At 47.2% G+C, this 24,992-nt stretch carries 23 protein-coding genes; all 23 read right to left on the reverse strand.

Annotation, left to right across the window (positions count from 1 at the left end; genetic code table 11):
• Positions 1-6 precede the first annotated feature (6 nt).
• Positions 7-966, reverse strand: a complete 960-nt coding sequence (locus ACQ5DJ_RS17280; protein WP_429843566.1) for an ABC transporter permease — start codon at positions 964-966, stop codon at positions 7-9.
• Positions 966-2,039 carry an ABC transporter permease gene (locus ACQ5DJ_RS17285; RefSeq protein ID WP_429843567.1) on the reverse strand — a complete coding sequence of 358 codons (1,074 nt, stop codon included), beginning with the start codon at positions 2,037-2,039 and terminating at the stop codon, positions 966-968. Before ACQ5DJ_RS17285 ends, ACQ5DJ_RS17280 begins: the two co-directional genes overlap by 1 nt.
• The gene (locus tag ACQ5DJ_RS17290) at positions 2,032-3,573 is read right to left on the reverse strand and encodes an ABC transporter ATP-binding protein (protein ID WP_429843568.1); all 1,542 of its coding nucleotides are present in this window, start codon (positions 3,571-3,573) and stop codon (positions 2,032-2,034) included. Before ACQ5DJ_RS17290 ends, ACQ5DJ_RS17285 begins: the two co-directional genes overlap by 8 nt.
• A gap of 93 nt (positions 3,574-3,666) precedes the next feature.
• Positions 3,667-4,713 carry a BMP family ABC transporter substrate-binding protein gene (locus ACQ5DJ_RS17295; RefSeq protein WP_429843569.1) on the reverse strand — a complete coding sequence of 349 codons (1,047 nt, stop codon included), beginning with the start codon at positions 4,711-4,713 and terminating at the stop codon, positions 3,667-3,669.
• Positions 4,714-4,770: 57 nt separating this feature from the next.
• Positions 4,771-5,496 (reverse strand): GntR family transcriptional regulator, encoded by a 726-nt coding sequence (locus tag ACQ5DJ_RS17300; protein WP_017249274.1) that lies wholly within the window; start codon positions 5,494-5,496, stop codon positions 4,771-4,773.
• Between the two features lie 239 nt (positions 5,497-5,735).
• Positions 5,736-8,114 carry a DNA translocase FtsK gene (locus ACQ5DJ_RS17305; RefSeq protein ID WP_429843570.1) on the reverse strand — a complete coding sequence of 793 codons (2,379 nt, stop codon included), beginning with the start codon at positions 8,112-8,114 and terminating at the stop codon, positions 5,736-5,738.
• Positions 8,115-8,237: 123 nt separating this feature from the next.
• Positions 8,238-8,468, reverse strand: a complete 231-nt coding sequence (locus ACQ5DJ_RS17310; RefSeq protein WP_429843571.1) for a YlzJ-like family protein — start codon at positions 8,466-8,468, stop codon at positions 8,238-8,240.
• Positions 8,465-9,274, reverse strand: a complete 810-nt coding sequence (locus tag ACQ5DJ_RS17315) for a ClpP family protease (RefSeq protein ID WP_429843572.1) — start codon at positions 9,272-9,274, stop codon at positions 8,465-8,467. Before ACQ5DJ_RS17315 ends, ACQ5DJ_RS17310 begins: the two co-directional genes overlap by 4 nt.
• A 123-nt stretch (positions 9,275-9,397) precedes the next feature.
• Entirely contained in the window at positions 9,398-11,074 is a 1,677-nt protein-coding gene (locus ACQ5DJ_RS17320; protein WP_429843573.1) for a ribonuclease J, read from the reverse strand.
• 145 nt (positions 11,075-11,219) lie between these two features.
• Positions 11,220-12,086, reverse strand: a complete 867-nt coding sequence (gene dapA / locus ACQ5DJ_RS17325) for a 4-hydroxy-tetrahydrodipicolinate synthase (protein WP_429843574.1) — start codon at positions 12,084-12,086, stop codon at positions 11,220-11,222.
• 55 nt (positions 12,087-12,141) lie between these two features.
• Positions 12,142-13,368, reverse strand: coding sequence for an aspartate kinase (gene dapG / locus ACQ5DJ_RS17330; RefSeq protein ID WP_144614614.1), 1,227 nt, complete (start codon positions 13,366-13,368; stop codon positions 12,142-12,144).
• Between the two features lie 11 nt (positions 13,369-13,379).
• Positions 13,380-14,420: an aspartate-semialdehyde dehydrogenase gene (locus ACQ5DJ_RS17335; RefSeq protein ID WP_429843575.1), complete on the reverse strand. Its 1,041-nt coding sequence runs from the start codon at positions 14,418-14,420 to the stop codon at positions 13,380-13,382.
• 57 nt (positions 14,421-14,477) lie between these two features.
• Complete coding sequence (locus tag ACQ5DJ_RS17340; protein WP_007719213.1) at positions 14,478-15,074, reverse strand: dipicolinate synthase subunit B; 597 nt, start codon at positions 15,072-15,074, stop codon at positions 14,478-14,480.
• Complete coding sequence (dpsA, locus tag ACQ5DJ_RS17345) at positions 15,071-15,973, reverse strand: dipicolinate synthase subunit DpsA (protein WP_429843576.1); 903 nt, start codon at positions 15,971-15,973, stop codon at positions 15,071-15,073. Before dpsA ends, ACQ5DJ_RS17340 begins: the two co-directional genes overlap by 4 nt.
• 137 nt (positions 15,974-16,110) lie before the next feature.
• The gene (locus ACQ5DJ_RS17350) at positions 16,111-16,371 is read right to left on the reverse strand and encodes a YlmC/YmxH family sporulation protein (RefSeq protein WP_429843577.1); all 261 of its coding nucleotides are present in this window, start codon (positions 16,369-16,371) and stop codon (positions 16,111-16,113) included.
• A gap of 72 nt (positions 16,372-16,443) precedes the next feature.
• A complete protein-coding gene (locus ACQ5DJ_RS17355; RefSeq protein WP_429843578.1) occupies positions 16,444-17,697 on the reverse strand; it encodes a M16 family metallopeptidase in 1,254 nt (417 codons plus the stop codon).
• A 112-nt stretch (positions 17,698-17,809) separates the two neighbouring features.
• Entirely contained in the window at positions 17,810-18,787 is a 978-nt protein-coding gene (locus ACQ5DJ_RS17360) for a polysaccharide deacetylase family protein (RefSeq protein WP_429843579.1), read from the reverse strand.
• A 158-nt stretch (positions 18,788-18,945) separates the two neighbouring features.
• Complete coding sequence (pnp, locus tag ACQ5DJ_RS17365; RefSeq protein ID WP_429843580.1) at positions 18,946-21,093, reverse strand: polyribonucleotide nucleotidyltransferase; 2,148 nt, start codon at positions 21,091-21,093, stop codon at positions 18,946-18,948.
• 266 nt (positions 21,094-21,359) lie between these two features.
• The gene (gene rpsO / locus ACQ5DJ_RS17370; protein ID WP_015891708.1) at positions 21,360-21,629 is read right to left on the reverse strand and encodes a 30S ribosomal protein S15; all 270 of its coding nucleotides are present in this window, start codon (positions 21,627-21,629) and stop codon (positions 21,360-21,362) included.
• A 133-nt stretch (positions 21,630-21,762) separates the two neighbouring features.
• Entirely contained in the window at positions 21,763-22,704 is a 942-nt protein-coding gene (locus ACQ5DJ_RS17375) for a bifunctional riboflavin kinase/FAD synthetase (RefSeq protein WP_429843581.1), read from the reverse strand.
• A 3-nt stretch (positions 22,705-22,707) separates the two neighbouring features.
• The gene (truB, locus tag ACQ5DJ_RS17380; protein ID WP_429843582.1) at positions 22,708-23,634 is read right to left on the reverse strand and encodes a tRNA pseudouridine(55) synthase TruB; all 927 of its coding nucleotides are present in this window, start codon (positions 23,632-23,634) and stop codon (positions 22,708-22,710) included.
• Complete coding sequence (locus ACQ5DJ_RS17385; protein ID WP_429843583.1) at positions 23,627-24,622, reverse strand: DHH family phosphoesterase; 996 nt, start codon at positions 24,620-24,622, stop codon at positions 23,627-23,629. The genes truB and ACQ5DJ_RS17385 overlap by 8 nt, the downstream gene beginning before the upstream one ends.
• Positions 24,612-24,977 carry a 30S ribosome-binding factor RbfA gene (rbfA, locus tag ACQ5DJ_RS17390; RefSeq protein ID WP_007719226.1) on the reverse strand — a complete coding sequence of 122 codons (366 nt, stop codon included), beginning with the start codon at positions 24,975-24,977 and terminating at the stop codon, positions 24,612-24,614. The genes ACQ5DJ_RS17385 and rbfA overlap by 11 nt, the downstream gene beginning before the upstream one ends.
• Positions 24,978-24,992: the final 15 nt, after the last annotated feature.

Below are 24,992 nucleotides of genomic sequence, written 5' to 3' on the forward strand. Positions count from 1 at the left end.
GAAAGATTAACGTGATCCCGTATCGTAAGGTTTGCCGAGAGCCGCTGGAGCACTGGATCGTCCTACCAGACCAGCCATCACGAGAATCGTCAGTACGTACGGAAGCATGAAGATAAATTCAGTAGGAATGTAATTGGTCAATCCGAAGATTTGCACCAAAGACTTGATCGCTTGAGCGACACCAAAGAATAATGCTGCTCCCATCACACCCATTGGATGCCATTTACCAAAGATCAAGGCCGCAATCGCGATAAAACCTTGTCCGGAAACCGTGTTATGGGAAAAGTTACTGGTCGTCGTCAAAGAAATGGTAGCTCCACCCAATGCAGCCAGCATACCACTGATCATAACAGCCGTGTAGCGCATTCTCTTCACATTGATCCCTACTGTATCAGCAGCACGCGGATGCTCACCAACTGAACGCAAGCGCAAACCAAATGGTGTCTTAAATACAACATACCAAGTTACGAAAACAGCGATGAAAGCCAAATAGCTAGTAGGATAAGCCTCAAAAATGGCATGTCCGATATACGGAATTTCACTCAATCCAGGAATACTGAATTTGTTAAACACTGAGTTCAATGTCGTTGTCTGACCTGCTCCGTTAAAAATAATTTTGGTCAGGTAGATGGAAAGTCCAGCTGCTAAGAAGTTCAGAGCCACACCGCTGACGGTCTGGTCCGCTTTAAACGTTACCGAAGCAACAGCGTGCGGGAGTGCAAAAATAGAACCAGCAATCCCTGCCGCAATAAATCCGACCCACGGTGCCCAAGCACCAAGTGAATCTTGGAAAGCATAGGTCATTACGGCACCAGTAAAAGCACCGATAATCATCATACCTTCTAGCGCAATGTTTACGACACCAGAACGCTCGGAATATAGTCCACCCAATGCAGCAAAAATCAAGGCCGTGGAAAACACGATGGTATCATGAACGAGGTTGCTGAGAATTAATCCCCAATCCATCAGTTTCCACCTTCCTTTTTCTTCATCAAGATCGGCTTAATAAACATTTTCACGATGCCATGTGCAGCAACGAAGAAAATAACAGAAGCAATCACGACACGAATCAACTCAAACGGTACACCCGCACTAAACTGCATACCGCTCGCACCGAATGTGAGAACCCCAAACAATATGGCAGCAAGGATAACCCCGAATGGTGTATTTCCGCCAATCAATGCTACCGCGATTCCATCAAAGCCATAGCCCGTATGCTGCGTCATAATCGCTTGATAGTGGAATACGCCCAAAATCTCAGTAGCTCCACCAATTCCTGCAAACATACCACCAATGAACATAGCCTTTACAACATTTCGATTCACGTTCATACCAGCATACTCAGAAGCATGCGGGTTCAAACCAACGGAACGCAATTCAAAACCAGATTTTGTTTTCCAAAGGATGATATAGAAGAAAATAGCTGCGAGTACGGCAATCAGTGTACCCCAGTGCAGACGAGCATTGTCAAACATTTCAGCGAGCCATCCAATGGTAATGATCGCAGAATCCTTTACCTCTTCAGATGTTTGTTTGCCTGCTGGAATGAAGAAAGCATTCATGACCCAGTTTGCAAAGTAAAGAGCAACCCAGTTCAACATGATGCTCGTAATAACCTCATTGACACCACGGGCTGCTTTCAAATAACCGGCAATGGCACCCCACAAACCACCTGCTACAGCACCTGCAATGATAGCAAGTGGAGCATGAATGATAGCAGGAAGGTCAAAAGAAACACCTACGACAGTAGAAGCAATCATCCCTACGATAAATTGACCCTCTGCCCCGATGTTAAAGAGACCTGTACGGAAAGCAAACGCTACAGCCAAACCTGTAAAGATCAAAGGCGTAATTTGGCGAATCGTTTCACCAAAGTTATACGCGCTACCAAATACTTTTTTAATCAAAGCCGCATAGGCATCGATTGGATTAAATCCACCTGCCAACATTGCGATTGCCCCAGTCAAAAGACCCAGAATGATCGCTACGGCAGGAACGAGAAACGATTCTTTCGTGAAGACCGCTATAACTCTATTCATCGTTTCCCCCTCCTTGCATTACTTTTCCGCCGGACATCATCAAGCCGAGCTCTTGCTCCGTTGTCGATTTTGCATCGACAATCCCCACAATCGCTCCCTCATAAATAACCGCAATCCGGTCAGACAAATTGATAACCTCATCCAATTCTAAGGAAAGCAAGAGAACCGCTTTTCCCTGATCGCGTTGATCAATCAGTCTGCGATGAATGAATTCGATAGCCCCTACGTCCAAGCCACGAGTAGGTTGAGCCGCAATCAGCAAATCCGGGTTCTTGTCCACTTCGCGGGCAATAATTGCCTTCTGTTGGTTTCCTCCCGAAAGCGCACGTGCTGGCGTGTAAATACTCGGAGTCCGAACGTCGAATTCTTCGATAAGCTTGGCCGCATGCTTGTCAATGGCGCCATAATCAAGAAAACCGCTTTTACAAAACGTTGGATGGAAATATGTTTCCAATACCATATTTTCACTCATGGTGAAATCAAGAACCAATCCTCGTTTGTGTCGGTCTTCAGGAATATGTGACAACCCTGATTCCGAGATGTTGCGCGGACTTTGATTCGTAATTTCTTTGCCATTAAGAAGGACACGCCCACTTGTTGCTTTACGCAAGCCAGTTAATGCTTCAATCAGTTCACTTTGGCCATTTCCGTCGACTCCTGCAATTCCAAGAATTTCGCCGGCGCGAACCTCTAAGCTGAGATTGTTCAGTGCATTCACACCGCGGTTACCCATCGCAGTCAAGTTCTCTACGGCCAGGATCGTTTCTTTGGGTTTTGCTTCCGTTTTATCCACGCGGAAGTTCACTTCACGACCAACCATTTTTGCAGCCAAGTCGTCTGGATTCGTATCTTTTACCAGTACGGAGTCAATGACTTTTCCTCGACGAATGATCGTAACCGCGTCACATACAGCCATAATTTCTTTCAGCTTGTGTGTGATCAGGATAATCGTCTTACCTTCTTTTACTAAGTTATGCATGATCTCGATAAGTTCATGGATTTCCTGCGGCGTCAATACAGCCGTAGGCTCATCAAAAATTAAGATGTCCGCACCGCGATAAAGCGTTTTCAAAATCTCTACACGCTGCTGCATCCCTACTGAGATATCCTGAATTTTTGCTCTCGGATCAACTTTGAGCCCGTATTGATTCGACAGTTTTTCTACCGCTTTCTCAGCGCTTTGAATATCTATCTTCAACCCGTTTTTCGGTTCATTTCCTAGCACAATGTTTTCCGTGACTGTAAATGTTTCTACGAGCATAAAATGTTGGTGAACCATTCCGATACCAAGGTCGTTCGCAATCTTTGGACTGGTGATCTGTACAACTTTCTCGTTAATCAGAATTTCGCCTTCATCCGGCTGATATAGACCGAACAAGATATTCATGAGTGTGGACTTACCCGCGCCATTCTCTCCGAGCAGCGCATGAATTTCACCTTTACCTACGGACAGTGTAATACTGTCATTCGCAACAATGCCTGGGAACCGTTTTGTGATCCCTCTCATTTCAACCACTTTTTTTACCGAGTTCATGCATGCTCACCCCATTTTTCGGGTCTATTGTGAAGGTAAAGGACAAGGCCAGTAGCTCGAACCAGCCTTGTCCATTTGCAGCTTCCTTAGTTTTTACTTGTCAGGAACTGTGATTTCGCCTTTAACGATTTTTTGCTTGTATTCTTCAACCAGCTTCAGTACGTCTTCAGGAACGTTCTTCGTGGAAGTGTCAGCCAGACCTACACCGTTTTCAGCCAGTCCGAGCCATTGTACTCCACCTTTGAATTTATCCTCAGACAGGTCTTTTGCTACACGAATAACTGCTTCGTCTACACGTTTTACCATGGAAGTCAATGTGATCTCGTCGCCAAAAGTCAGGGATTGGTCTTTGTCAACACCGATTACCCATACGTTTTCGCCTTTAGCTTTACGGTCTTTTGCTTCGTTGAACACACCGTCGCCTGTACCGCCGGAAGCGTGGAAGATGATGTCCACACCTTGACCGTACATGGAGGAAGCCGTAGATTTACCCATGTCTGGTTTGTCAAATGCACCAGTGTATACTTTGATTACTTGGATGCTAGGATCAACAGCTTTTACACCTGCTTCGAAGCCAAGATCAAAGCGTTTGATTACCGGGATGTCAACGCCACCAACGAAACCAACTTTTTTCGTTTTGGTCATCTTCGCTGCAACTACACCAGCGAGGAAGGAGCCTTCATGCTCTTTAAAGAGTACAGATGTTACGTTAGGAGCATCTACTTCAGCGTCGATGATCGCCAATTTTGCGTTTTTGTTTTCATCTGCTACTTTTTTCAGGTGGTCACCCATCAGGAAGCCGATACCCCAAGTCAGATCCCAACCGTCTTTTACGAATTGAGTCAGGTTTGGTACATAGTCAGCATCTGATTTTGATTGCAGATAGTTTACGTTTTCTTTCGGGAGATTCAAATCGGTTTGGAGTTTTTGCAGCCCTTCCCAAGCACTCTGGTTAAAGGAGTTGTCGTTTACACCGCCAACGTCTGTAACCATACCTACTTTGATAGCTTTAGCAGCTGGAGCGCCACCATTGCTACCAGTTTGGCCTTGAGGCTGTGCTTCTGGTTTGCTTCCGCACCCAGCGAGAACGAGCGACAGGCTGAGTGTTGCCACAGAAAGCACGGATAGAACTTTCTTCATCTGAGATTACCCCCTGTTTTTAGTTGATGAAATTGTTGAGTGAGGTTACCCCCACAGTTACAACCGTCTCCGTACGACATGAAAGTGAATTTTGTCAGCCCTGAAGTAATTATGGGAGTATAGCACTGGCTTTTCACTTTCGTCGTAATGAATCTGTTTGAGCAAGAGCATGGGAGCAGATTTATCGCAATGCAGCAGGTTGGAAACCTTTTCATTGTAGCCCATGGGTTCAATATCAGCTACTGCGTATGCGATCCTTACCCCTGTTACGCTCTCCAGCCATTTGAAGATAGACTCTCCACTTGCCGCATAGCCCCCGGGCACCAGATGTGCAGGAATGCGGTCCACACAATAAACCACAGGCTCACCGTCAGCCGTGCGAATTCGCTCTACTATGAGAACGCCTTCACCCGGATTTAAGGCTAGCCGCTTCCTCTCTTCTTCAGCAGATTCGCCAAAGGATGTTTTCAGGATCAAGGTTCCTGCTGTATATCCCTGACGCTCGATTGCATCCGTCACACTAAAGAGTTCCCCAATCCCGCCTGAAAAAACAGGCTTTGAATTAATAAAGGTACCTACACCGTGTCTACGAATGACAATCTTCTCTTCCTCAAGAAGTCGGAGTGCCTCGCGAAGCGTCGCCCTGCTTACACCAAGCTGTTTAGATAGTTCGGCTTCAGAAGGGAGGCGTTCACCAGGACGAAGAAGTCCGGTTTCGATATCACTCTTGATCTTGTCCATTACCAAGAGAAACAGTGATCGAACATTCCCTTTGATGCTCATCATCATTCACTCCTGCTGTCCTTCAGCCATCCCAACAGGTAGGACGTCAGACCTCTGATTCGTATGAGACTTAATAACAACAATTTCCGTCAATCTCTTAAAAAGTTTACATGAGGGGCGAGTATCATGCAAGCCAAATATTTATGAATAATAATGCAAAATGATTAATTTCGACAGGGATTTTTCTCCTAAAATAGGAAAAAAGACCCTGCCAGTACAAATGCTGGTAGGGTCTCTCTCTATGAAATATTGCTTTCTATGGACGGACGTGGCAGACGAACCTCACGAGGCTTGCTTCCCTCATAAGGACCGACTATTCCTTGAGCTTCCATCATATCAATCAATCGTGCCGCTCGCGTATAACCGACACGGAGGCGACGCTGCAACAAAGATGCCGATGCTGTCTGGGCTTCTGAAACAATTTGAACTGCTTGATCGTACAGTTCATCATCCACGACTGGCTGCTGTTCCTCTTGCACGTCACCCGGGATCATCTCTTCATTGTAGCGAACCTCTTGCTGTTCTTTCACAAAACGAACGACCTCTTCTACTTCCTTGTCGGATACAAAGGCTCCTTGAACACGAGTCGGCTTGGATGCCCCCATCGGCAGCGAAAGCATGTCCCCTCTACCAAGAAGCTTTTCCGCTCCTCCCATATCCAGAATCGTTCTGGAGTCAGCCATCGAAGATACCCCAAAGGCAATGCGGGAAGGGATGTTCGCCTTGATCACACCCGTAATGACATCTACGGAAGGACGTTGTGTCGCGATGATGAGATGAATGCCGGAAGCACGAGCCATTTGCGCGAGTCGACAAATCGCATCCTCTACTTCTCCTGGAGCTACCATCATCAAGTCCGCAAGCTCATCGACGATGACGACAATATAGGGAAGTGGCGTCCCTTCCACTTGCGCATTGTACATTTCAATATTGCGGCTCCCTGTTTTGGCAAACAAATTATAACGCCGCTCCATCTCGGCCACGACCTTTTTCAATGCAACAGAAGCCCTTCTCGGGTCAGTAACAACAGGAGCCAACAAATGCGGAATTCCGTTGTACACATTCAATTCCACCATTTTCGGGTCAACCATCATCAGCTTGACTTCTTCTGGTTTGGCCTTGAACAAAATACTCATGATCAATCCGTTAATGCACACTGATTTTCCACTTCCCGTCGCACCTGCTACGAGCAAATGGGGCATTTTCGTCAAATCTGCTACGATCGGCTCTCCGGAAATATCCCGGCCAAGAGCAACAGTAAGCTTCCCCGCCGCATCTTGATACTCGGAAGCTTCTAACACTTCTCGTAGTGATACGACCGCTACCTCTGAGTTGGGAACCTCGATGCCAATGGCCGATTTCCCTGGGATTGGTGCCTCAATCCGGATATCTTTTGCCGCCAATGCCAAAGCAAGGTCATCCGTCAAGCTAACAATCCTGCTTACTTTTACCCCTGTAGCAGGCTGAACTTCATAGCGTGTAACAGCTGGTCCGCGATGTACTTCGGAAACCGTTGCATTGACCCCAAAGCTCTTTAGTGTCTGCACTAATTTCGCCGCATTTGAGGTATGATCAACGTCTTTTCCTGTGGAACTCGCTTTGGGCCTTGCCAGCATTTGCAGACTTGGAAGCTCATACGGGATGGTGTTCTGTTCTTCTTTGGTATCTAGTGTACCGAAGATTTCTTCTTCTCCTTCGAGCGCAAACGTAATTTCCTGATTCGTTTTCGGTTGGGAAACTCTCGCTTGATGGCTAGGATCAACTGGTTCCTCATCCTCATCCAACGCAATGCGATCCGTAAAATCACGAATTAACGGGGCGTTCGGTTGCTGGACTTCATTCTCCTGAATAGCAGGCTGTGGATATGATTTTTGCTCTTTCAACGCAGTAACCGCGATGGCCTCGTTCTCTTCCTCCGATTGCTTTTGCTTACGAGCCGCTTCGGATTCCTTTGCTTCTTTCTTTCGTTTCTCGCTCTCTTCCTGTAAAAGCTGTACAGAGTCCTTCACTGTATCCTTCGCCTTTCCATAAAACAAAGCGAGCTTGTCCTTGGCAAACATCAAAATGTTTACATAAGAAAGATTGAACAGAAACATCAGTCCCACAAGGAAAAGGAAAACAATCACGAGACCCGTACCAATTGTTCCAACAAGACCATTTGTCACCGCAAAAAACAGGGCACCGATCATTCCTCCGCCTACCCCGGTGGTGGACACTTTCTGACCATGATCGAGCCAAATTCTGTCCCATGTAACCTTAATAATGCTTTGCTCTGCAAATTTTCCATCAGCGGTAATTTGTTTGTACAGAATCATGTGATCCCAGGTCAAAATCGCCACACCAATGAGCGCTATCCCTAAGACGCGGTAAGTAAGCTTCGGTGACTTTCTCGTAAACATCATATGTATGGCCATACCGATTAGCAGAACAGGAATGATGAAATCCCATGAGCCCGCAATAAACCGAAATAGAAGTGCCAGTACATTTTTGCCCAGCCATCCACTCTCCAAAAGCCCGATCAAGGACAGCACGATGATGAGAAGTCCCAGCAGCTCTATTTTGACAACTGAGGCCAATGCCGCTTGTGAACGCTCTTTTTTTCTCCTACTCAATGGCACGCCTCCTCCTCGTCATTACACTCGTTATGTACCGTAATGGTAAAAAAGGCAGCCGTCGCGTGTTCGGCTGCTGTTCGTACATCCCTAGTATAACACAGGAAATTCATAGAAATACAGGACTTCTTAGGCGAGCCATTCAGGATGAAACTGAATTTTTTGTCCCGGTGCGAACTGCTCCTTGAGGTAGTCTTGCGGATCTGGACTAATCAGCCTGACGATTTTTCCTTCAAACGGTCCGGTTTGCTCAATGAGCATCGTGGCGTGACCCACTGCGATCTCTTTCAACTCTTGTTTCTCCACTTGCTCCATGTTCTCAAAAACCGTTTCCATCGGAATGATGGAGTATAAGATCATTGGAGTACACTCTCCTCGCCTTTTTGCGCTTTGATCAGTTCGTTCAGTTTTTTCAGCGCACTTCCAAGGCCGCCGACTTCATCAATCAAACCGTATTTAACCGCATCTACGCCAATGACATTGGTTCCGATATCTCGTGTCAATTCACCGGTTCGGGTCATGAGCTCACGGAACTTTTCTTCTGAGACATTGGAGTGACGGGAAATGAAGCTAACTACACGATCTTGCATTTTGTCCAAGTACTCAAACGTTTGCGGTACACCAATTACAAGGCCCGTCAAGCGGATCGGGTGGATCGTCATCGTGGCAGTTTCTGCAATAAATGAATACGATCCTGCTACAGCGATTGGCACACCGATACTATGACCACCGCCGAGTACGAGTGTGACTACCGGTTTGGATAAGGACGATACCATTTCCGCAATCGCCAAGCCCGCTTCCACATCCCCACCAACCGTATTCAAAATAACGAGCACGCCCTCTATTTTGCTGTTTTGTTCAGCCGCAACCAATTGAGGGATGAGGTGCTCGTATTTGGTCGTCTTATTTTGAGGAGGCAACTGAATATGTCCTTCTACTTGTCCGATGATAGTCATACAATAAATATTGCTTTCGAGCTGTGGGACGTTTGTCTGACCCAGTTGCGTAATGGAATCGAGCAGTTTTTTCTTCGGATCTTCTTGTGCAGGTGCTTCTGACGGCGGCGAATCATCAGTTGGAGATTGTGGCTGGGATTCCTTACTATTTACCGCTGTGCTTGCAAATGGCGGCCTATTTAAAAAATCGTTAAATTGTTGATTCGGCATGGATGATCCTCCCTCACTTTCCTCTGTAGTATGGATAAGGGGAGGGAAAATCATGCGCCCCCAAAGCCAAAAAAAGCCAGAAACCCTTCCTCAAAAGGGTTTCCAGCTCTTTATCAAGTGATCCTACACTTCCATGATAATCGGCAAGATCATCGGACGTCTGCGCGTTTGCTCATACAGATAACGGCCTAATGACTCTTTTACGTTATTTTTCAGTGAAGACCATTCATTCACATTTTCTTCCATGCATTTGACAAGTGTTTGGGTCACTATGCGATTTGCCTCATCCAGCAATTCTTCGGATTCACGCACGTAGACGAAACCGCGAGAAATGATGTCTGGACCTGACAATATCGTGCCATTTTGTTTGCTGAGTGTAACGACAACTACCAGTATGCCATCTTGTGACAGTAATTTACGATCTCTAAGCACGATGTTTCCTACATCACCAACGCCCAAGCCGTCAATCAAAACGTTGCCAGCATGGACTTTGCCACCGTAACGGGCCTTGCCCCCTAAGAATTCAACTGTATCGCCGTTATCCAGCAAGAACGTGTTTTCTTCAGGAATGCCAACCTGTTCAGCAAGTATGGCATGCGTTTTCAACATGCGATATTCACCGTGAACAGGAATAAAATACTTAGGCTTCATTAGGTTAAGCATCAGGCGCAATTCTTCTTGGCTACCATGACCGGAGACGTGGACGGTTCCGTTAGGTCCATGGCCACCATAAATGACATCTGCACCAATGCGCGATAATTGATCGATCGTACGCGCCACATATTTTTCATTCCCTGGAATGGGCGTGGCTGCAATAATAACGGTATCCCCTGGAAGGATGTCAATTTTCCGATGGGCGGATCGGGCCATCCGAGTGAGCGCGGACATAGGCTCTCCTTGGCTTCCAGTTGATAAAATAACGACTTGTTCAGCAGGCAATTTGTTGATTTCATCGATCTCAACAATCAAGCCCTCAGGAACCAACAAGTACCCTAAGTCTCTGCTGATATTAATGACATTTTGCATGCTCCGGCCGACAACCGTCAATTTACGGTTGAACTGTGCTGCAGCGTCCACCACTTGTTGAATGCGGTGAACATTTGATGCAAACGTAGAAACAACAATACGTCCAGACGCTTTGCTGAAAACATCCATGAGTGCTTTGCCCACTGAGCGTTCCGATCCGGTAAATCCAGGCCGTTCTGCATTCGTACTGTCAGAGAGCAAGCACAAAACGCCTCTGTCACCGATCATCGCCATTTTTGCCAGATCAGCTACCTGATTGTTAACAGGTGTTTGATCGAACTTGAAGTCTCCTGTATGAACGATGTAACCTTCTGGCGTATCCAGGCATACCCCTACACAATCCGGGATGCTGTGGTTTACGCGGAAAAAGGTCGCCTTCATCTTTCCGAGAACGACTTCCGAGTCGCTGTTGATCAATACGCGTTTTGTTTCGTTTAGGATGCCCGCTTCTTTTAACTTTGCATCAATTAAACCAAGGGTAAGTTTTGTCGCATAAACCGGGACTTTCAAATGCTTCAGCACGTAGCTGAGGCCGCCGATGTGGTCTTCGTGTCCATGCGTAATAATAATACCCCGAACCTTGTCGCGATGTTCCTCCAAGTAGGTGATATCCGGAATAACCATATCAATCCCCAGCATTTCCTCTTCTGGAAACTTCAATCCGGCATCAATCACTACGATGTCCTCACCGCTTTGTACCACGTACATATTCTTCCCAATTTCGCCGACTCCGCCCAGGGCGAAAACGAGAACAGAGTGATTCGACTTTGCCAAAACGTGTAACCTCCTATATTTAGTTGTCATGTCCACTCAAAAAAACCGCCCCAAATCACTTGTTCTTATTATACCCGAAGTGAAATCATGAACACAAGGAAAAAGAGCCATCCCGGGCAGGAATGGCTCTTGATCTTCTATGGAGTTAAACAAGCAGGGAATGAACGAATGCTTTTTCTTGTTCGTTCAGCTCGACTAGAGGCAGTCGAACGCCCCCAACTTGAACGCCGAGCTTTTCTAAAGCGACCTTTGTCGGTCCTGGACTCGGGTAGGCAAACAGGCCTTCAAAAATCGGCAACAGCTTGCGATGGAGTCTTGCTGCATCGGCATAATTACCCGCAAAATAAGCGTCCATCATGTCTGTCATTGGGCGGCCCACTACGTGACTCGCCACACTGACAATGCCCACACCGCCGATAGACAGGATCGGCAAGGTTAAGCCATCATCACCACTGTACAGCTCAAAGCCTTCCGGAGCATGTTCAATGATTTGCGACATCTGCGACAAGTTGCCGGAGGCTTCCTTCACGCAAACGACATTTGGCAATTGAGCCAAACGAAGAGTCGTTTCGGCTGTCATATTGACAACAGTACGTCCTGGCACATTGTAGAGCATGATTGGCAACTCGGTAGAATCAGCCAATGCCTTAAAGTGTGCGTAAAGCCCTTCTTGAGATGGCTTGCTGTAATAGGGTGCCACGAGCATTACAGCGTCTACACCAATGGATTGTACAGCTTGAGTGAACTCAATGCTTGATGCTGTATCATTGCTACCTGTTCCAGCAATGATGTGGACTCTTCCTTTTGCGTAGGAAACCACGTGACGGAACAGATCAAGCTTTTCGGTACGAGACAAAGTCGGAGATTCGCCAGTCGTTCCACTGACGACAATCCCCGTCGTGCCATTTGCGATCAAATGATCAATCAAACGTTCTGTTTTATCGTAATCGATTTGAAGTTGATCATTAAAAGGCGTTACCATTGCGGTAAGCAGTCTACCAAAACGTGCCACTCACTCTCCAACTCCTCTTATCGTGATCAGTAGGTATTTAAGTCAGGATATGCTCTTACATATGTTGAACATGCAGGTTGAACTGCTGATGAAGCGCACGAACGGCCTTCACCATATCCATTTCATGCACAAGTACCCAGATGGTCGTATGGGAGTCTGCCGATTGAAGAATTTGAATGTCTTCTTGCGTAAGTGCCTCCACGATTCGCGCCATCACACCCGGCACGCCCGTCATCCCTGCACCAATCACAGATACTTTTGCGCAGTGCGGTAACAGCTGCGGCTCGTATCCCATTTCCGTTAACAGACGAGCAGCTTTTTCTCCCATTTCATCATGCACCGTGTAAGCAACACCCATTGGGTTCACATTGATGAAATCTACACTGATGTTATTGGTTGCCATCGTTTTGAAGACTTGTAGCTGTGTATCGTAAGACCCTTCTTTGTTGGCTACCTTGATCTGTGTAATGTTAGGTACGTGAGCAATTCCCATGACGACTCTGTCGTGGACAGTGTAGCCCATTTTCCCGATCTCCAGCATGGTCGTAACAAGTGTACCGGGGTCGTCCGAAAACGTAGAGCGAACACGAATCGGCACGTTTGCGTGCATCGCGATCTCCACCGCTCTAGGATGAATGACTTTTGCACCCAGGTGAGCCATGTTGCAAATTTCCGTGTAGGTCACCATTCCGAGTCGCTGCGCTTCCTCAACGATGCGCGGGTCCGCCGTCATAATGCCTTCCACGTCGGTGAAAATATCCACCGTTTCAGCCTTCAAGGCGACACCGAGAGCGGTTGCAGTTGTATCGCTTCCGCCCCGTCCCAGTGTCGTAATTTCCCATTCGGCTGTACGTCCCTGAAACCCTGGAACGATCACAACTTGACTTTCCTCCAGGTCTTGCAAAATGCGACTTGGATCGATCGACATGATTTGTGCATTCGTAAAGTCGTCGCTCGTCACAATATTTGCCTGACCGCCTGTCAAAATCGTTGCTTTAATTCCTCGTGCATTCAGCATGCTGCACATGATTGTAGCAGAGATGATTTCTCCGGTATGCATAAGCATATCCATTTCTCGACTTGGCAGTTGGTTCCCATTCGTACGAACCAACTGCAAAAGTGTATCGGTTGCGTATGGATCACCCTTGCGACCCATCGCCGATACGACAACGACGAGGGCATAGCCCTCATCAATTGCTTTTTCCATATGGTAGATTGCCCGCATCCGGCAATCCTCCGTCGTCAAGGAAGAACCACCGAACTTCTGGACGAGAATCTTCACTAACCTCTCCCCTATACTCTTGCTTTTATGAGTTCTTCAGCGATTTGTACTGTATTCCATGCTGCACCCTTGAGAAGATTGTCAGAAACGATCCACATATGCAGTCCACGAGGATGATGGAGATCACGACGCACCCGGCCCACGAATACTTCCAGTTTACCTGTTGCATCAGTAGCAAGTGGGTACTGCTGTTCCCCTGGCACATCTACTAACACGATTCCAGGAGCGTTTTCCAGCAGGGCCTTTACTTCTGCCAGATCGTAATCCTGTTTCAGCTCTACATATACCGACTCGCTATGGCCATAGACCACTGGAATACGTACGCAAGTAGCTGAAACAAGTACAGTGTCATCACCGAAGATTTTTTTGGTCTCATTGACCATTTTCATTTCTTCATAAGTAAAACCATTGTCGGTGAACACATCAATCTGCGGAATCGCGTTGTACGCAATCTGATGGTGTACAGGCAATTTGCCTACGGGAAGTACGTTACACTGCGGTTCTTTACCATCCAAAATGTCTCGACTTTGGTCGAGCAATTCATTGATCGCAGATTGACCTGCACCAGATACTGCCTGGTAAGTAGAAACGATGATTCGGTCTATACCAAAACGATCATATAGGGGTTTTAGAGCGGCAACCATCTGAATCGTAGAGCAATTCGGATTCGCAATGATTCCATTATGAGCGAGCGCAACATCCATGTTTACTTCTGGCACAACGAGAGGAACATCTGGATCCATACGGAATGCGCTGGTATTGTCAATGACAACTGCACCGTGACGCACTGCGTGATGAGCCAGTTCCTTGCTGACCGATCCGCCAGCACTAAACAAGGCAAAATCAACTCCTGCAAAACTGTCTGGAGTCGCCTCTTCCAGTACAATTTCTTGCCCCTTGAAGGTGACTGTTTTTCCTGCAGAACGTCCAGAAGCAAGCAGCTTAAGCTGTTTGATTGGGAAGTTGCGCTTTTCTAATAGTTGAATCATCTGCTGTCCGACTGCACCAGTCGCACCGACTACAGCAACATTGAAAGTCAGTTGGTTTGCCATCTCTTACTCTCCTCCTAATCGCGAAAAAGCAGGTTAATTGTTTATTCTGTAGTCTTATTAGTAGTTAAATCTTTCGATGAGCAAGGGCTGCAATTGTCGACCTTCCAAAGCTGCTTCGCATGTTTCCAAAAGGAGATCCATACGCGCTACAAGCGAGTTCGGTTTTTTATCCGGGGCATCCTGCCCGAACGGCACGAAATACATATTTTTCGCGGCCAATAGCTTGGCAATATTGGCTGCATTTAATCCCAGACCATCATTGGTGGAAATGGCAATCACAATAGGTCGCAGATTACGCATCGTCGCTTTAGCCGCCATCAGTACGGCACTATCCGTAATGGCATTCGCCAATCGACTCGTCGTACTGCCTGTGCAAGGCGCAATCAGCATGACATCTAACAACTTGGAAGGTCCTAACGGTTCAGCCTGAGGAATCGTCGAAATAAGCTCCTCACCTGTCAGTTCCTTGATTTGTTGCTGCCAGCTTTGAGAAGTACCGAAGCGTGTATCCGTGGTCATAATCGTATTCGATACGATCGGTACCACCCGTGCTCCAGCATCCACAAATCGCTTAATTTGCGGCATGGTTTCCTCAAAGGTGCAATGCGATCCAGACAATCCAAATCCAATGGTCTTTCCCTGAAGCTTACTCATGTTGCATCCCCTCCTGGCGCTTTCCTTTGATCCGCAATAAGACGAGACAATGTTTGGGCTAAAATTTGTCCAGCGGTTTTCGGTGCAACGATTCCAGGTAATCCGGGAGCAAGAAGAGCTTTGATACCTCGTCTTTCAGCGTAGCGAAAATCCGTTCCCCCTGGTTTGGAGGCAAGATCAAGAATAAACGCCGATTGAGGCATTTGAGCAATCACTTCTGCCGTGAGTAATAATTGCGGGATGGTATTAAAAATGAAATCAGCATTCGTAACCTGTTGCCTTACTTCGCTTATATGGAAGGGAGTCAATCCCATCTCATAAATGCGTGCCAAGTGTTCCTGACGTCTCGCCCCAACTCTTACGCGTGCCCCCAACGAATGCAATGCTCGAGCCATGGACAAACCTGTTCGGCCCAATCCCAAAACAATTGACTGTGATCCATGAATCGTAATATCCGTATGTTGAATCGCCATCATTAACGCTCCCTCTACAGTAGGGATAGAGTTATAGATAGCTACGTCATCACGATCCAAGAGTTCCACGAGCGGAAGCTGGGTGGAAGCCAACAGCTTTTTCAGATAGGGTTTTGCCATTCCCGTGTAAACCACGCAATGACTCGGCAGACTCGCCACATGTTCGTCTAGCAACTGCAGTTGTTTGGAGCAGAAAATACTTTCCACGTATCCTTGGTCATCGGTCCCTACGATGGGTAGGATGAGGGCGTCCACGTCTTTCAACACATCGCATGTTAATGGTTTCTTCGTTGCCCCTGTAAAATTACTTTCCAGGTTGTCGAAGCCAACTAACGTGACGCTAGCATCCAGTTGTATGCATCGCTTAATGACTTCCAACTGGCGAGCGTCTCCGCCGATGAAGGCAACATGTATGCCCGTTAGCATGCTGCGTTCCCCTTTCCACACATTTTACTGCATTAAATGATCGAAACGCAAAGGTTTTCCATTTGGAAAAGTTGACGGAAATCCATGCGGTCTACCCCCATCCTATTCCGCTCCTGCTACTTCGGTGACAGAAGCGCCTACTTTTGAGAAGCTTGTGCCTCAGGTGCTTGAAGCTGGATGATGACCATATCTGGCCCAATTTTCACGATGGAGTTCCATGGGATCACGAGGTCCTCACGCTTCTTTCCGAACCCAAAGAAACTTCCTCCTGGCAAAATAATGGATTGAATCGTACCGTTTTCGGGATGGATGACTAAATCGGAATCACTGATGACCCCCATTTTCTCCCCGTTGTCCAGTCCGATAATCTCCTTCCCACCCAACTCGCTTAAGCGCATGGAGAAGCCCCCTTTGTCCTTTTATTTACTGTTGATATACGCAAAAAAATCCGGGCTATGCCGGATTTTTGCTTACAACAAAATATCGTTTTTCACGTTTTCAGGGAAGCCATCGAGTGGACTCACCATCGCCATAGACATCTTGGAACGGAACAGTTGCTGCGCCACAGCCAAAACAGATTCATGGGAAACACGGTCAATTTTGGCGATGATCTCGTCTAAACTAAGGTGACGGCTCAGCAGGAGTTCATTTTTGCCAAGTCGACTCATACGGCTATTCGTGCTTTCCAAGCTGAGCATCAGGCTGCCTTTCAGCTGCTCTTTTCCTTTGTTCAGCTCTTTGTCCGTAATTCCATGATCAGCGACATCGCGTAGGACGCGCGAGACGATGTCAAAAACCTGTCCTACTTGCTCTGGTGCCGTTCCTGTATACACGTGGAACGTACCCGCTTCTTTGTAGGACGAATGATAGGAATAAACAGAGTATGCCAAGCCGCGCTCTTCACGAATTTCTTGGAACAGACGCGAGCTCATGCTGCCACCCAGCACGTTGTTCAGCAAAATCAAGGAGTAGACGTCAGGATGCCCTACCTTAAAGCCAGGTAGTGACAAGCACAGATGCGCTTGCTCTGTCGCCTTATGATGCGCAATCACATTTCCAGCAAAATCAGGAGTAGACAAGGTCGGCATACTGCCTGGACGCGATAAAGTCTGAAAGCGCTTTTGAATATCTTCAATCAAACTGTCTTCAAAATTTCCTGCTACTGTAATCACCGTATTCGTTGGCAGGTAATGCTGATCAATATAAGCGAGCAAATCGTCACGTTTCAAGCTACGCAAGACATCTTCTGTACCCAAAATTGAATACCCCAGTGGGTGTGTGCTGTACGAAGCTCGCGCAATTAAATCATGCACCATATCATCTGGCGCGTCTTCATACATGCTAATTTCTTCAATAACGACGTTCTTTTCCTTTTCCAACTCATCTGCATCAAACACCGAGTTGAAATACATATCAGAAAGAACATCGAGGGCGATTGGCGCGTGTTGGTCGAGCACCCTTGCGTAATAGCAGGTATACTCCTTCGAGGTAAAGGCGTTCACGTTTCCGCCAATCTCATCAAAGGTTTCCGCAATTTCCTTTGCCGAACGAGTTGTCGTGCCTTTGAAAAACATATGCTCGAGAAAATGGGAAATCCCGTTGTTTTTCTCGTTTTCATATTTCGAACCAGTCCCTACCCAGATGCCTAAGGCAACGGAGCGAACGGACGGAATCCGTTCCGTCACGATTCGAAGACCGTTATCACACGTATGACGTTGTATCACGTAAATCCTCCTCGGTTGTTCATCTGTCTCTACCCGAAACCTCGGGGAATTTCTTGTAAACACGTCTAACTATAGCAAACTTCCTTTGTCTCCACAATAAATGAACATGTATTTACGGTGACGGGAGTCTACGACTCGATATTACCTCCGAAACAGTCGTCGGCTGCAGCCCCTTCTTTTTGGCAATCGTCAGAAGTTGATCTAAACTGGCCTCGGAGGTAGAAGTAGGGTGCATGAGTACGAGGACACCATTCTCCATTTTCCGGCTTATTTTATTGATCACATAAGCAGGCGAAGGTTTCTGCCAGTCAATCGTATCTGCCGTCCATAGAATCGTCTTCATTTGATAAGAAGCATGCGCGATTTGTACAACGCGTTGGTTAAAAGCACCAGATGGAGGTGCAAACAAGGAAGGCTTCACTTCCAGCGTTTTATAAATAACATCTTGCGTACGACTTATCTCTTGATGAATTCTCTGTGTCCCCAGTGTGTTCATATCGGGGTGGGAATACGCATGATTACCAATCTCATGGCCACGTGCCAAGATCTTTTTTGCTTCTTCTGGGTAACGTTTTGCCCAAGAGCCATCCAAAAAGAAGGTTGTTTTTACCTTGTGTTTATCGAGTGTATCGAGCATCGAATCGAGATACTCATTTCCCCAAGCCACGTTGATCATGAAAGAAATCGCTGGTTTATTCGGATTTCCTCGATAGATGGGATGTGCTCCCAATTGTTCAAGCGAAACCACTGGAGGTACTTCCTTGTATACCAGCAAATCTGGACTGGACACACCCGCAGCCAGCATTTTATTGATTGATTCTTCTACATCCACTACACGACCATTATATCCCGGAATCGCCTTCCACGTCTGATCGACGACGGCATCTATCGGCTGTTCCTCTCTGCCCTCTTTCCACTTTTCAATCTGCGCCCGTAAACGCGCTTTTTCGTTTTCGTTATGATCTCCATTCACTACTTGGACATGTTTGATCGTACTGATGTAATGATGAATAGGCTGATAATTCAAGAGAACAATCAGCGCTGCTCCATATATAAAGATGAACAAAAGTCTCCTGGTCCTATTCGTCATTAGGGCGTCGCCCTCCTCTATCGATCATACGAGTCTCTCTTGTCCAATGTATGAGAGGAAGGAACGACTTAGACATACGAAACAGAAGCATCTGGCACATAAAAGAAAAAAGCTTCCGTACACGAATTTCTTCGAGTGACGAAGCCTTTTGTTTTTCTTTATTCTGCTTTTGTTGGCGTTTCAGTAGCTTGTGCCGCAGCAGCTTGCTCTTTCAAAACTACTTTGCGAGAGAGATTCACACGACCTTGGTCGTCGATCTCCGTCACTTTCACTTGTACTTTATCACCAACTGCGACAACATCTTCTGTTTTGGCTACACGCTCTTCAGCCAGTTGAGAGATGTGGCACAAGCCTTCTTTACCTGCGAACAATTCGATGAACGCACCGTACTTCTCTACGCGTTTTACTGTTCCCAGGTACACCTGACCAACAGCTACTTCACGAACCAGATCTTCAATGATTTGTTTCGCGCGCAGATTCGCTTCATGGTTGATGGATGCGATGAAGACTCGTCCATCTTGCTCGATATCGATTTTCACGCCGGTTTCTTCGATAATCTTATTGATGACACGACCTTGTGGACCGATTACATCGCGAATTTTCTCCGGATTGATCGTCATGGTCATGATTTTTGGAGCATAAGGAGACAGTTCTTTACGCGGTTCGGAAATCGTGCTCATCATATGGTTCAGGATGTGCAAACGACCAACACGCGCTTGCTCCAAGGCCAGCTCTAAAATCTCACGGTTGATACCGGAAATTTTGATGTCCATTTGGATAGCTGTTACACCAGCCTCTGTACCCGCTACTTTGAAATCCATGTCTCCCAAATGATCTTCCATACCTTGAATATCAGTCAGGATCGAGAAAGATTTCTCATCTTTGCTCATGATCAAGCCCATCGCAATACCTGCTACCGGTGCTTTGATCGGTACACCTGCATCCATCAAGGCAAGTACGCTCGCGCAAATCGACGCTTGCGATGTGGAACCGTTGGATTCAATTACTTCGGATACAAGACGAATCGTGTATGGGAACTCTACCTCAGATGGAATGATCGGCTCAATTGCACGCTCACCCAACGCACCGTGTCCGATTTCACGACGCCCTGGAGGACGCAGCGGACGTGCTTCACCCACGCTATACGGCGGGAAGTTGTAGTGGTGCATGAAACGCTTCGATTCTTCCAAACCGAGTCCATCGAGAATTTGAACATCTCCCAGCGCGCCCAATGTGCAAACGCTCAGCGCTTGCGTCTGACCGCGGGTAAACATAGCCGAGCCATGTGTACGGGAAAGAATGGTTGTCTCACTGGACAGCGGGCGGATTTCGTTCAGAGCGCGTCCATCAGGCCGAACTTTCTCATCCGTAATCAGACGGCGAACCTCATCCTTGACAATATTGCCAAGTACTTCGCTAATCATCTTTTCCTGTACTGGGTATGCCTCAGGATCCTTGGCTGCAAAATGTTCTTTGGTTTCTGCCTTGATATCGTCAATAGCATCGTAGCGTGCTTGTTTTTCTTCGATGCGAACAGCTTCTTTCAAGCGAGCTTCCGCATATTCACGCACAGCTTGATCGATTTCAGGATCCACCTCATGCAAGATGACTTCCATCTTTTGCTTGCCAATTTCGGACACGATCATGTTCTGGAATTCTACCAGTTGCCTAATAACGTCATGACCAGCCATGATCGCTTCGAGCATTACTGCTTCCGGTACTTGGTTCGCAGCTGCTTCCACCATGTTAATCGCTTTGTGCGTACCTGCGACAGTCAGGTGAATATCGCTTTTCTCTGCTTGAGCTACCGTAGGGTTAATGACGAACTCCCCGTCAATTCGTCCTACGATCACTCCTGCAATCGGACCTTCAAAAGGAATTTCCGAAACGGATAGCGCTGCGGAAGTACCGATCATCGCAGCGATTTCAGGTGAGCAGTCTTGATCCACAGACAAAACAGTATTTACGATTTGTACATCGTTACGGAATCCTTCTGCAAAAAGAGGGCGGACAGGGCGGTCAATCAAGCGGCTAGCCAAAATTGCCTTTTCGCTTGGACGTCCTTCTCTTTTAATAAAGCCGCCAGGAATTTTCCCAACCGCGTAGAGACGCTCCTCATAGTTGACAGTCAATGGAAAGAAATCAAGTGGTTTTGGTTCCTTCGAGACTGTAACTGCGGACAGGATTGCTGTATCGCCGTAACGAACCAAGACCGAACCATGCGCCTGTTTAGCCATTTTGCCAAATTCCAGGGTCAGTTTTCGGCCTGCCAGTTCGAAGTCATATGTACGGTATTGTTGCTCCATGATGCTAGCAGTCCTCCTTCACAACAATGTGCATTTCACACTTTGTTTTCTACCTATATGTATTATTTCCTGCCATGATAAAAATTAAATGGCTACCTTTGGCAGTCTTTCTAGATAATAAAAAAAGCTTCTTTTGAAGCTAATTAAATCTACCCGATAGGTCACAAGCTTTTTTACTCGTTTCGGATGGGCTTAGCGCATTTCTACGCTAAACCCTCCTACACGATAGAAAAAGCGGGCAGAACCCGCTTTTTACAAGACGCTGATTAGCGGCGCAGACCCAGGCGGTCTACAACCGAACGATAGCGTTGAACATCTGCTTCACGCAGGTATGTCAACAGGTTACGACGTTGACCAACCATTTTCAAGAGACCACGACGGCTGTGGTGATCTTTCTTGTGCGTACGCAAGTGTCCGTTCAGATTGTTAATGTTTTCGGTCAAGATAGCGATTTGCACTTCCGGTGAACCGGTGTCGTTCTCATGAGTACGGAACTCTTGAATCAGTTGAGTTTTACGTTCTTGAGTCAATGCCATCATGACTCACCTCCTCATTTTTTATACCGTTCGCCGAGTCTGCCGTCGGTGAGAATCGGACAGCCAAGCTACGGTTATCTGTACAACGTTTTGAATTATAGCATACCATTTTGTGAAAAGCAAAGAGAATCCTTTACGAGATTCCTTCTGCGAATTTCTGCTTCGCTGTTTGTACATCTCGTCCAATTTGCGCGATGAGTGCATCGACTCCGGCAAATTTCTGTTCTTCCCGAATGTAGAACAGGAACTCTACTTCTACTTCTTTGTCATAGATTTCACCAGAGAACTCAAAAATGTGCACTTCTAGTGACTTTTCTTTTTTCTCCAGTTCAAATGTCGGCTTTATGCCTACGTTCATGACGCCATAGTAGCTTTGTTCATCCACGGTGAAGCGAACACCGTAGACCCCATTCTTTCCGATCAAGTACAGCTGATTCACTTGGACATTCGCTGTAGGGAAGCCAATAGTTCGACCGCGTTTGTCGCCATGTACGACTGTCCCACGCACTTTGTAGGAGCGACCTAGCAAATGGCGAACCTGCTCGACATCCCCATGATGAAGATATTCACGGATGATTGTACTGCTCACTTTTTCACCCAAGCGATTAACCGGACCCACTATGTCGAGCCCATAGCGACCTTTGCTCATTTCTTGCAGAGTATGGGCAGTCCCCATCCCGCGATAACCAAAAGTGTAGTCGAAGCCAACGACAATATGGCGGCATTCCAATGGGAGAAGGCACTCTGCGATGAAATCTTCTGGATAAATAGCGGCAAAGCTAATATCAAACTTCATCACATAAGTGGTGTCAACGCCCATCTTTTCGAATTGCTCGAGCTTGTCGGCAAGTGGTGTCAAATAGCGGGTATAACCGCTTTGCCCCAATACTTCTCGAGGATGCGGATCAAAGGTCACTACCGTACTTTGCCATCCGTTTGCTTTCGCTGTATCAATCGCCTTTTGGATTACACGGCGATGCCCAATATGTACACCATCAAAGTACCCCAGTGCAATCGCACAAGGATTCGCTTGCAGGTCAGACGGAAACGGGTATGTCAGGTAGATCGTTTTCACGGATTACACCTCGGCTGGAAAGACTTTTTCTGGTTTGGCGAAAAGTCCTTTGTCTCCACGGCATACGCGATGGATGCCAAGTAATTCTTCCCCCGCAAACAAGCAAATCAAACTTCCTTCTTCCATAGTGACGCCCGGAAGCGCAGTCGCAAGTCCATTGCGTACTGCTTTGATCCGTTCTGGCTTAACCTGAAACGACGGTAAGAACGAGATTGCCTGAGGGATGGAGACCAAGTAGCGGGAAATGTCTTCCCCGTTCGCTGCCTGTTCCTCAATTTGCTGGAGGGGGATTGCCTCTTGCTCCTGGAACGGGCCGCTTTTTATTCGCCGCAACAGCTTCATATGGGCAGGATAACCCAGAGCGCGTCCGAGGTCAACACATAAGGTGCGCATGTATGTGCCTTTGGAGCACGTGCACGTGAATGCAACATCGACAGTGTCGCCATCCACGCTGATCTTATGAAGTGTCAGCTCATACAGCGTCACTTTCCGTGCCTGCCGCTCGATCACAGTGCCTTCACGAGCCAGGTCGTACAGCCTCTTGCCGTTTACCTTTACCGCAGAGAACATCGGAGGTACCTGCTCCATTTCACCCAAAAAGGATTCGAACAGCGCTTGAATACGCTCCGTCGTTATCGATGCTGCATCTACGCTAGCTTGCTCCACCACTTCTCCGGAAGCATCTTCTGTCGTGGTCGTAGAACCGAGGCGCATGACTACATCATAGCGCTTAGGCAGCTCTTGCAAATATTCAACTAGCCTCGTTGCGTGTCCCACACAAATGGGGAGCACACCCGTTACATCTGGATCCAGTGTACCTGTATGCCCCACTTTTTTCGTTCCATACAATCGACGAATACGTGCTACACAATCATGGGAGGTCATACCAGCTGGCTTGTCGATAACCAGCACGCCGTTCACGTTACTCATCGAATTTCACTCCTACTGCATCGTCCAGCACAGTCCATACTTTTTGCTGTACTTCTGAAAGTGGTCCTTTGATCGTGCATCCTGCTGCTTTTGCGTGTCCACCGCCACCGAGCTGCTTAGCAATGACAGCTACGTCAACCCGATCGCGAGCGCGCATGCTCACCTTGACCACTCCTGGTTCCGCTTCCACAAAAGAAACGCCGACCTCGACTCCCTCAATGTTGCGGCAGTAATTCACCAATCCACCAGCATCTTCCCGCTCGGCACCCACTTCGGCAAAATCTGCGACTGAAACAGTGATGGAGGCAACCAATTTTTGATGGGACAGTTGCAAGGTTTGGAGCGCACGTCGCAAAACTTTCACATGGGCAAAAGTGATTTCCTCCAGGCAGCGCTCTGCTACGTCTCCTGGTTTCACACCATATCCGAGCAATCGAGCAGCGATTTCCATGACACGCGGCGATGTATTGGAATAGCGGAAACCGCCTGTATCCGTCAGAAGACCAGTATAGATGCACAGCGCAAGCTCTTCATTGAATGAAACCCCAGCTGCTTCTGCAACATCAAACAAAATCTCTGCTGTTGCGGCTGCATCTGACCGAACCAGATTTACAGTTCCAAAATGATCGTTGGTCGGATGATGATCGATATTCAGCAAAGCAGCGCCAGACGCAAATAAAGACCGTATATCGCCCATCCGCGACTCATCCGCGCAGTCTACAGCGATTACGGCCCCGAACGTCTCGTTCAGTGGTTGCTTGCGCAGGTTATAAAGACGGTCAAACCGCGGCAAGAAATTAAACTTGATCGGTGTTTCCCCTTCGTTTACAACCACATACTCTTTTCCCAATTGCTCTAGCATGAGCACAACTCCCAAAGCAGATCCTGTAGCATCTCCGTCAGGACTTACATGAGAGAGAACCAGGAAGCGGTCGTGCTCCTGCATAAACCGCGCCGCTTCCTGTACTGCCATTTGATTAAGACTCATCCTGTTTCTCTCCCTCTGTGGAGATTTCCCGCAGGATTGATTCAATTTTGCTGCCGTAGTCAATAGACTCGTCCAGCTTGAATACAAAATCAGGAATGTGACGCAGCTTTACGCGTTTCCCGATCTCCGTACGCAAATAACCTTTTGCTTTTGTCAAACCTGCAAGAGAAGCTTTACGCTCTTCCTCACTGCCAAAAATGCTGACAAAAACCTTTGCCAATTGCAGGTCACTGCTTACCTCTACATCTGTTACTGTTACAAAACCGACACGAGGATCTTTGAGTCCACGCTGCAATACCAGGCTCAGCTCTTTTTTGATTTCTTCACCTACGCGGCTAATCCGTGTTTTATTCATCGATTTTCACCTCCG

Origin of the sequence: Brevibacillus sp. FIR094 (genome assembly GCF_050477165.1) — a bacterium.
Lineage (GTDB): Bacteria > Bacillota > Bacilli > Brevibacillales > Brevibacillaceae > Brevibacillus.

Bases quoted from the DNA above. Each gene is read 5' to 3' on its own strand.
- truB (WP_429843582.1), bottom strand. From the start codon at position 23,634: ATGAGTAACGTGAACGGCGTGCTGGTTATCGACAAGCCAGCTGGTATG.
- ACQ5DJ_RS17385 (WP_429843583.1), bottom strand. From the start codon at position 24,622: ATGAGTCTTAATCAAATGGCAGTACAGGAAGCGGCGCGGTTTATGCAG.
- ACQ5DJ_RS17285 (WP_429843567.1), bottom strand. From the start codon at position 2,039: ATGAATAGAGTTATAGCGGTCTTCACGAAAGAATCGTTTCTCGTTCCT.
- dpsA (WP_429843576.1), bottom strand. From the start codon at position 15,973: ATGCTAACGGGCATACATGTTGCCTTCATCGGCGGAGACGCTCGCCAG.
- ACQ5DJ_RS17340 (WP_007719213.1), bottom strand. From the start codon at position 15,074: ATGAGTAAGCTTCAGGGAAAGACCATTGGATTTGGATTGTCTGGATCG.
- pnp (WP_429843580.1), bottom strand. From the start codon at position 21,093: ATGGAGCAACAATACCGTACATATGACTTCGAACTGGCAGGCCGAAAA.
- ACQ5DJ_RS17295 (WP_429843569.1), bottom strand. From the start codon at position 4,713: ATGAAGAAAGTTCTATCCGTGCTTTCTGTGGCAACACTCAGCCTGTCG.
- ACQ5DJ_RS17360 (WP_429843579.1), bottom strand. From the start codon at position 18,787: ATGACGAATAGGACCAGGAGACTTTTGTTCATCTTTATATATGGAGCA.
- ACQ5DJ_RS17300 (WP_017249274.1), bottom strand. From the start codon at position 5,496: ATGAGCATCAAAGGGAATGTTCGATCACTGTTTCTCTTGGTAATGGAC.
- ACQ5DJ_RS17280 (WP_429843566.1), bottom strand. From the start codon at position 966: ATGGATTGGGGATTAATTCTCAGCAACCTCGTTCATGATACCATCGTG.
- ACQ5DJ_RS17290 (WP_429843568.1), bottom strand. From the start codon at position 3,573: ATGAACTCGGTAAAAAAAGTGGTTGAAATGAGAGGGATCACAAAACGG.
- ACQ5DJ_RS17335 (WP_429843575.1), bottom strand. From the start codon at position 14,420: ATGGCAAACCAACTGACTTTCAATGTTGCTGTAGTCGGTGCGACTGGT.
- rbfA (WP_007719226.1), bottom strand. From the start codon at position 24,977: ATGAATAAAACACGGATTAGCCGCGTAGGTGAAGAAATCAAAAAAGAG.
- rpsO (WP_015891708.1), bottom strand. From the start codon at position 21,629: ATGGCATTGACTCAAGAACGTAAAACTCAACTGATTCAAGAGTTCCGT.
- ACQ5DJ_RS17350 (WP_429843577.1), bottom strand. From the start codon at position 16,371: ATGCGCTTAAGCGAGTTGGGTGGGAAGGAGATTATCGGACTGGACAAC.
- ACQ5DJ_RS17310 (WP_429843571.1), bottom strand. From the start codon at position 8,468: ATGATCTTATACTCCATCATTCCGATGGAAACGGTTTTTGAGAACATG.
- ACQ5DJ_RS17315 (WP_429843572.1), bottom strand. From the start codon at position 9,274: ATGCCGAATCAACAATTTAACGATTTTTTAAATAGGCCGCCATTTGCA.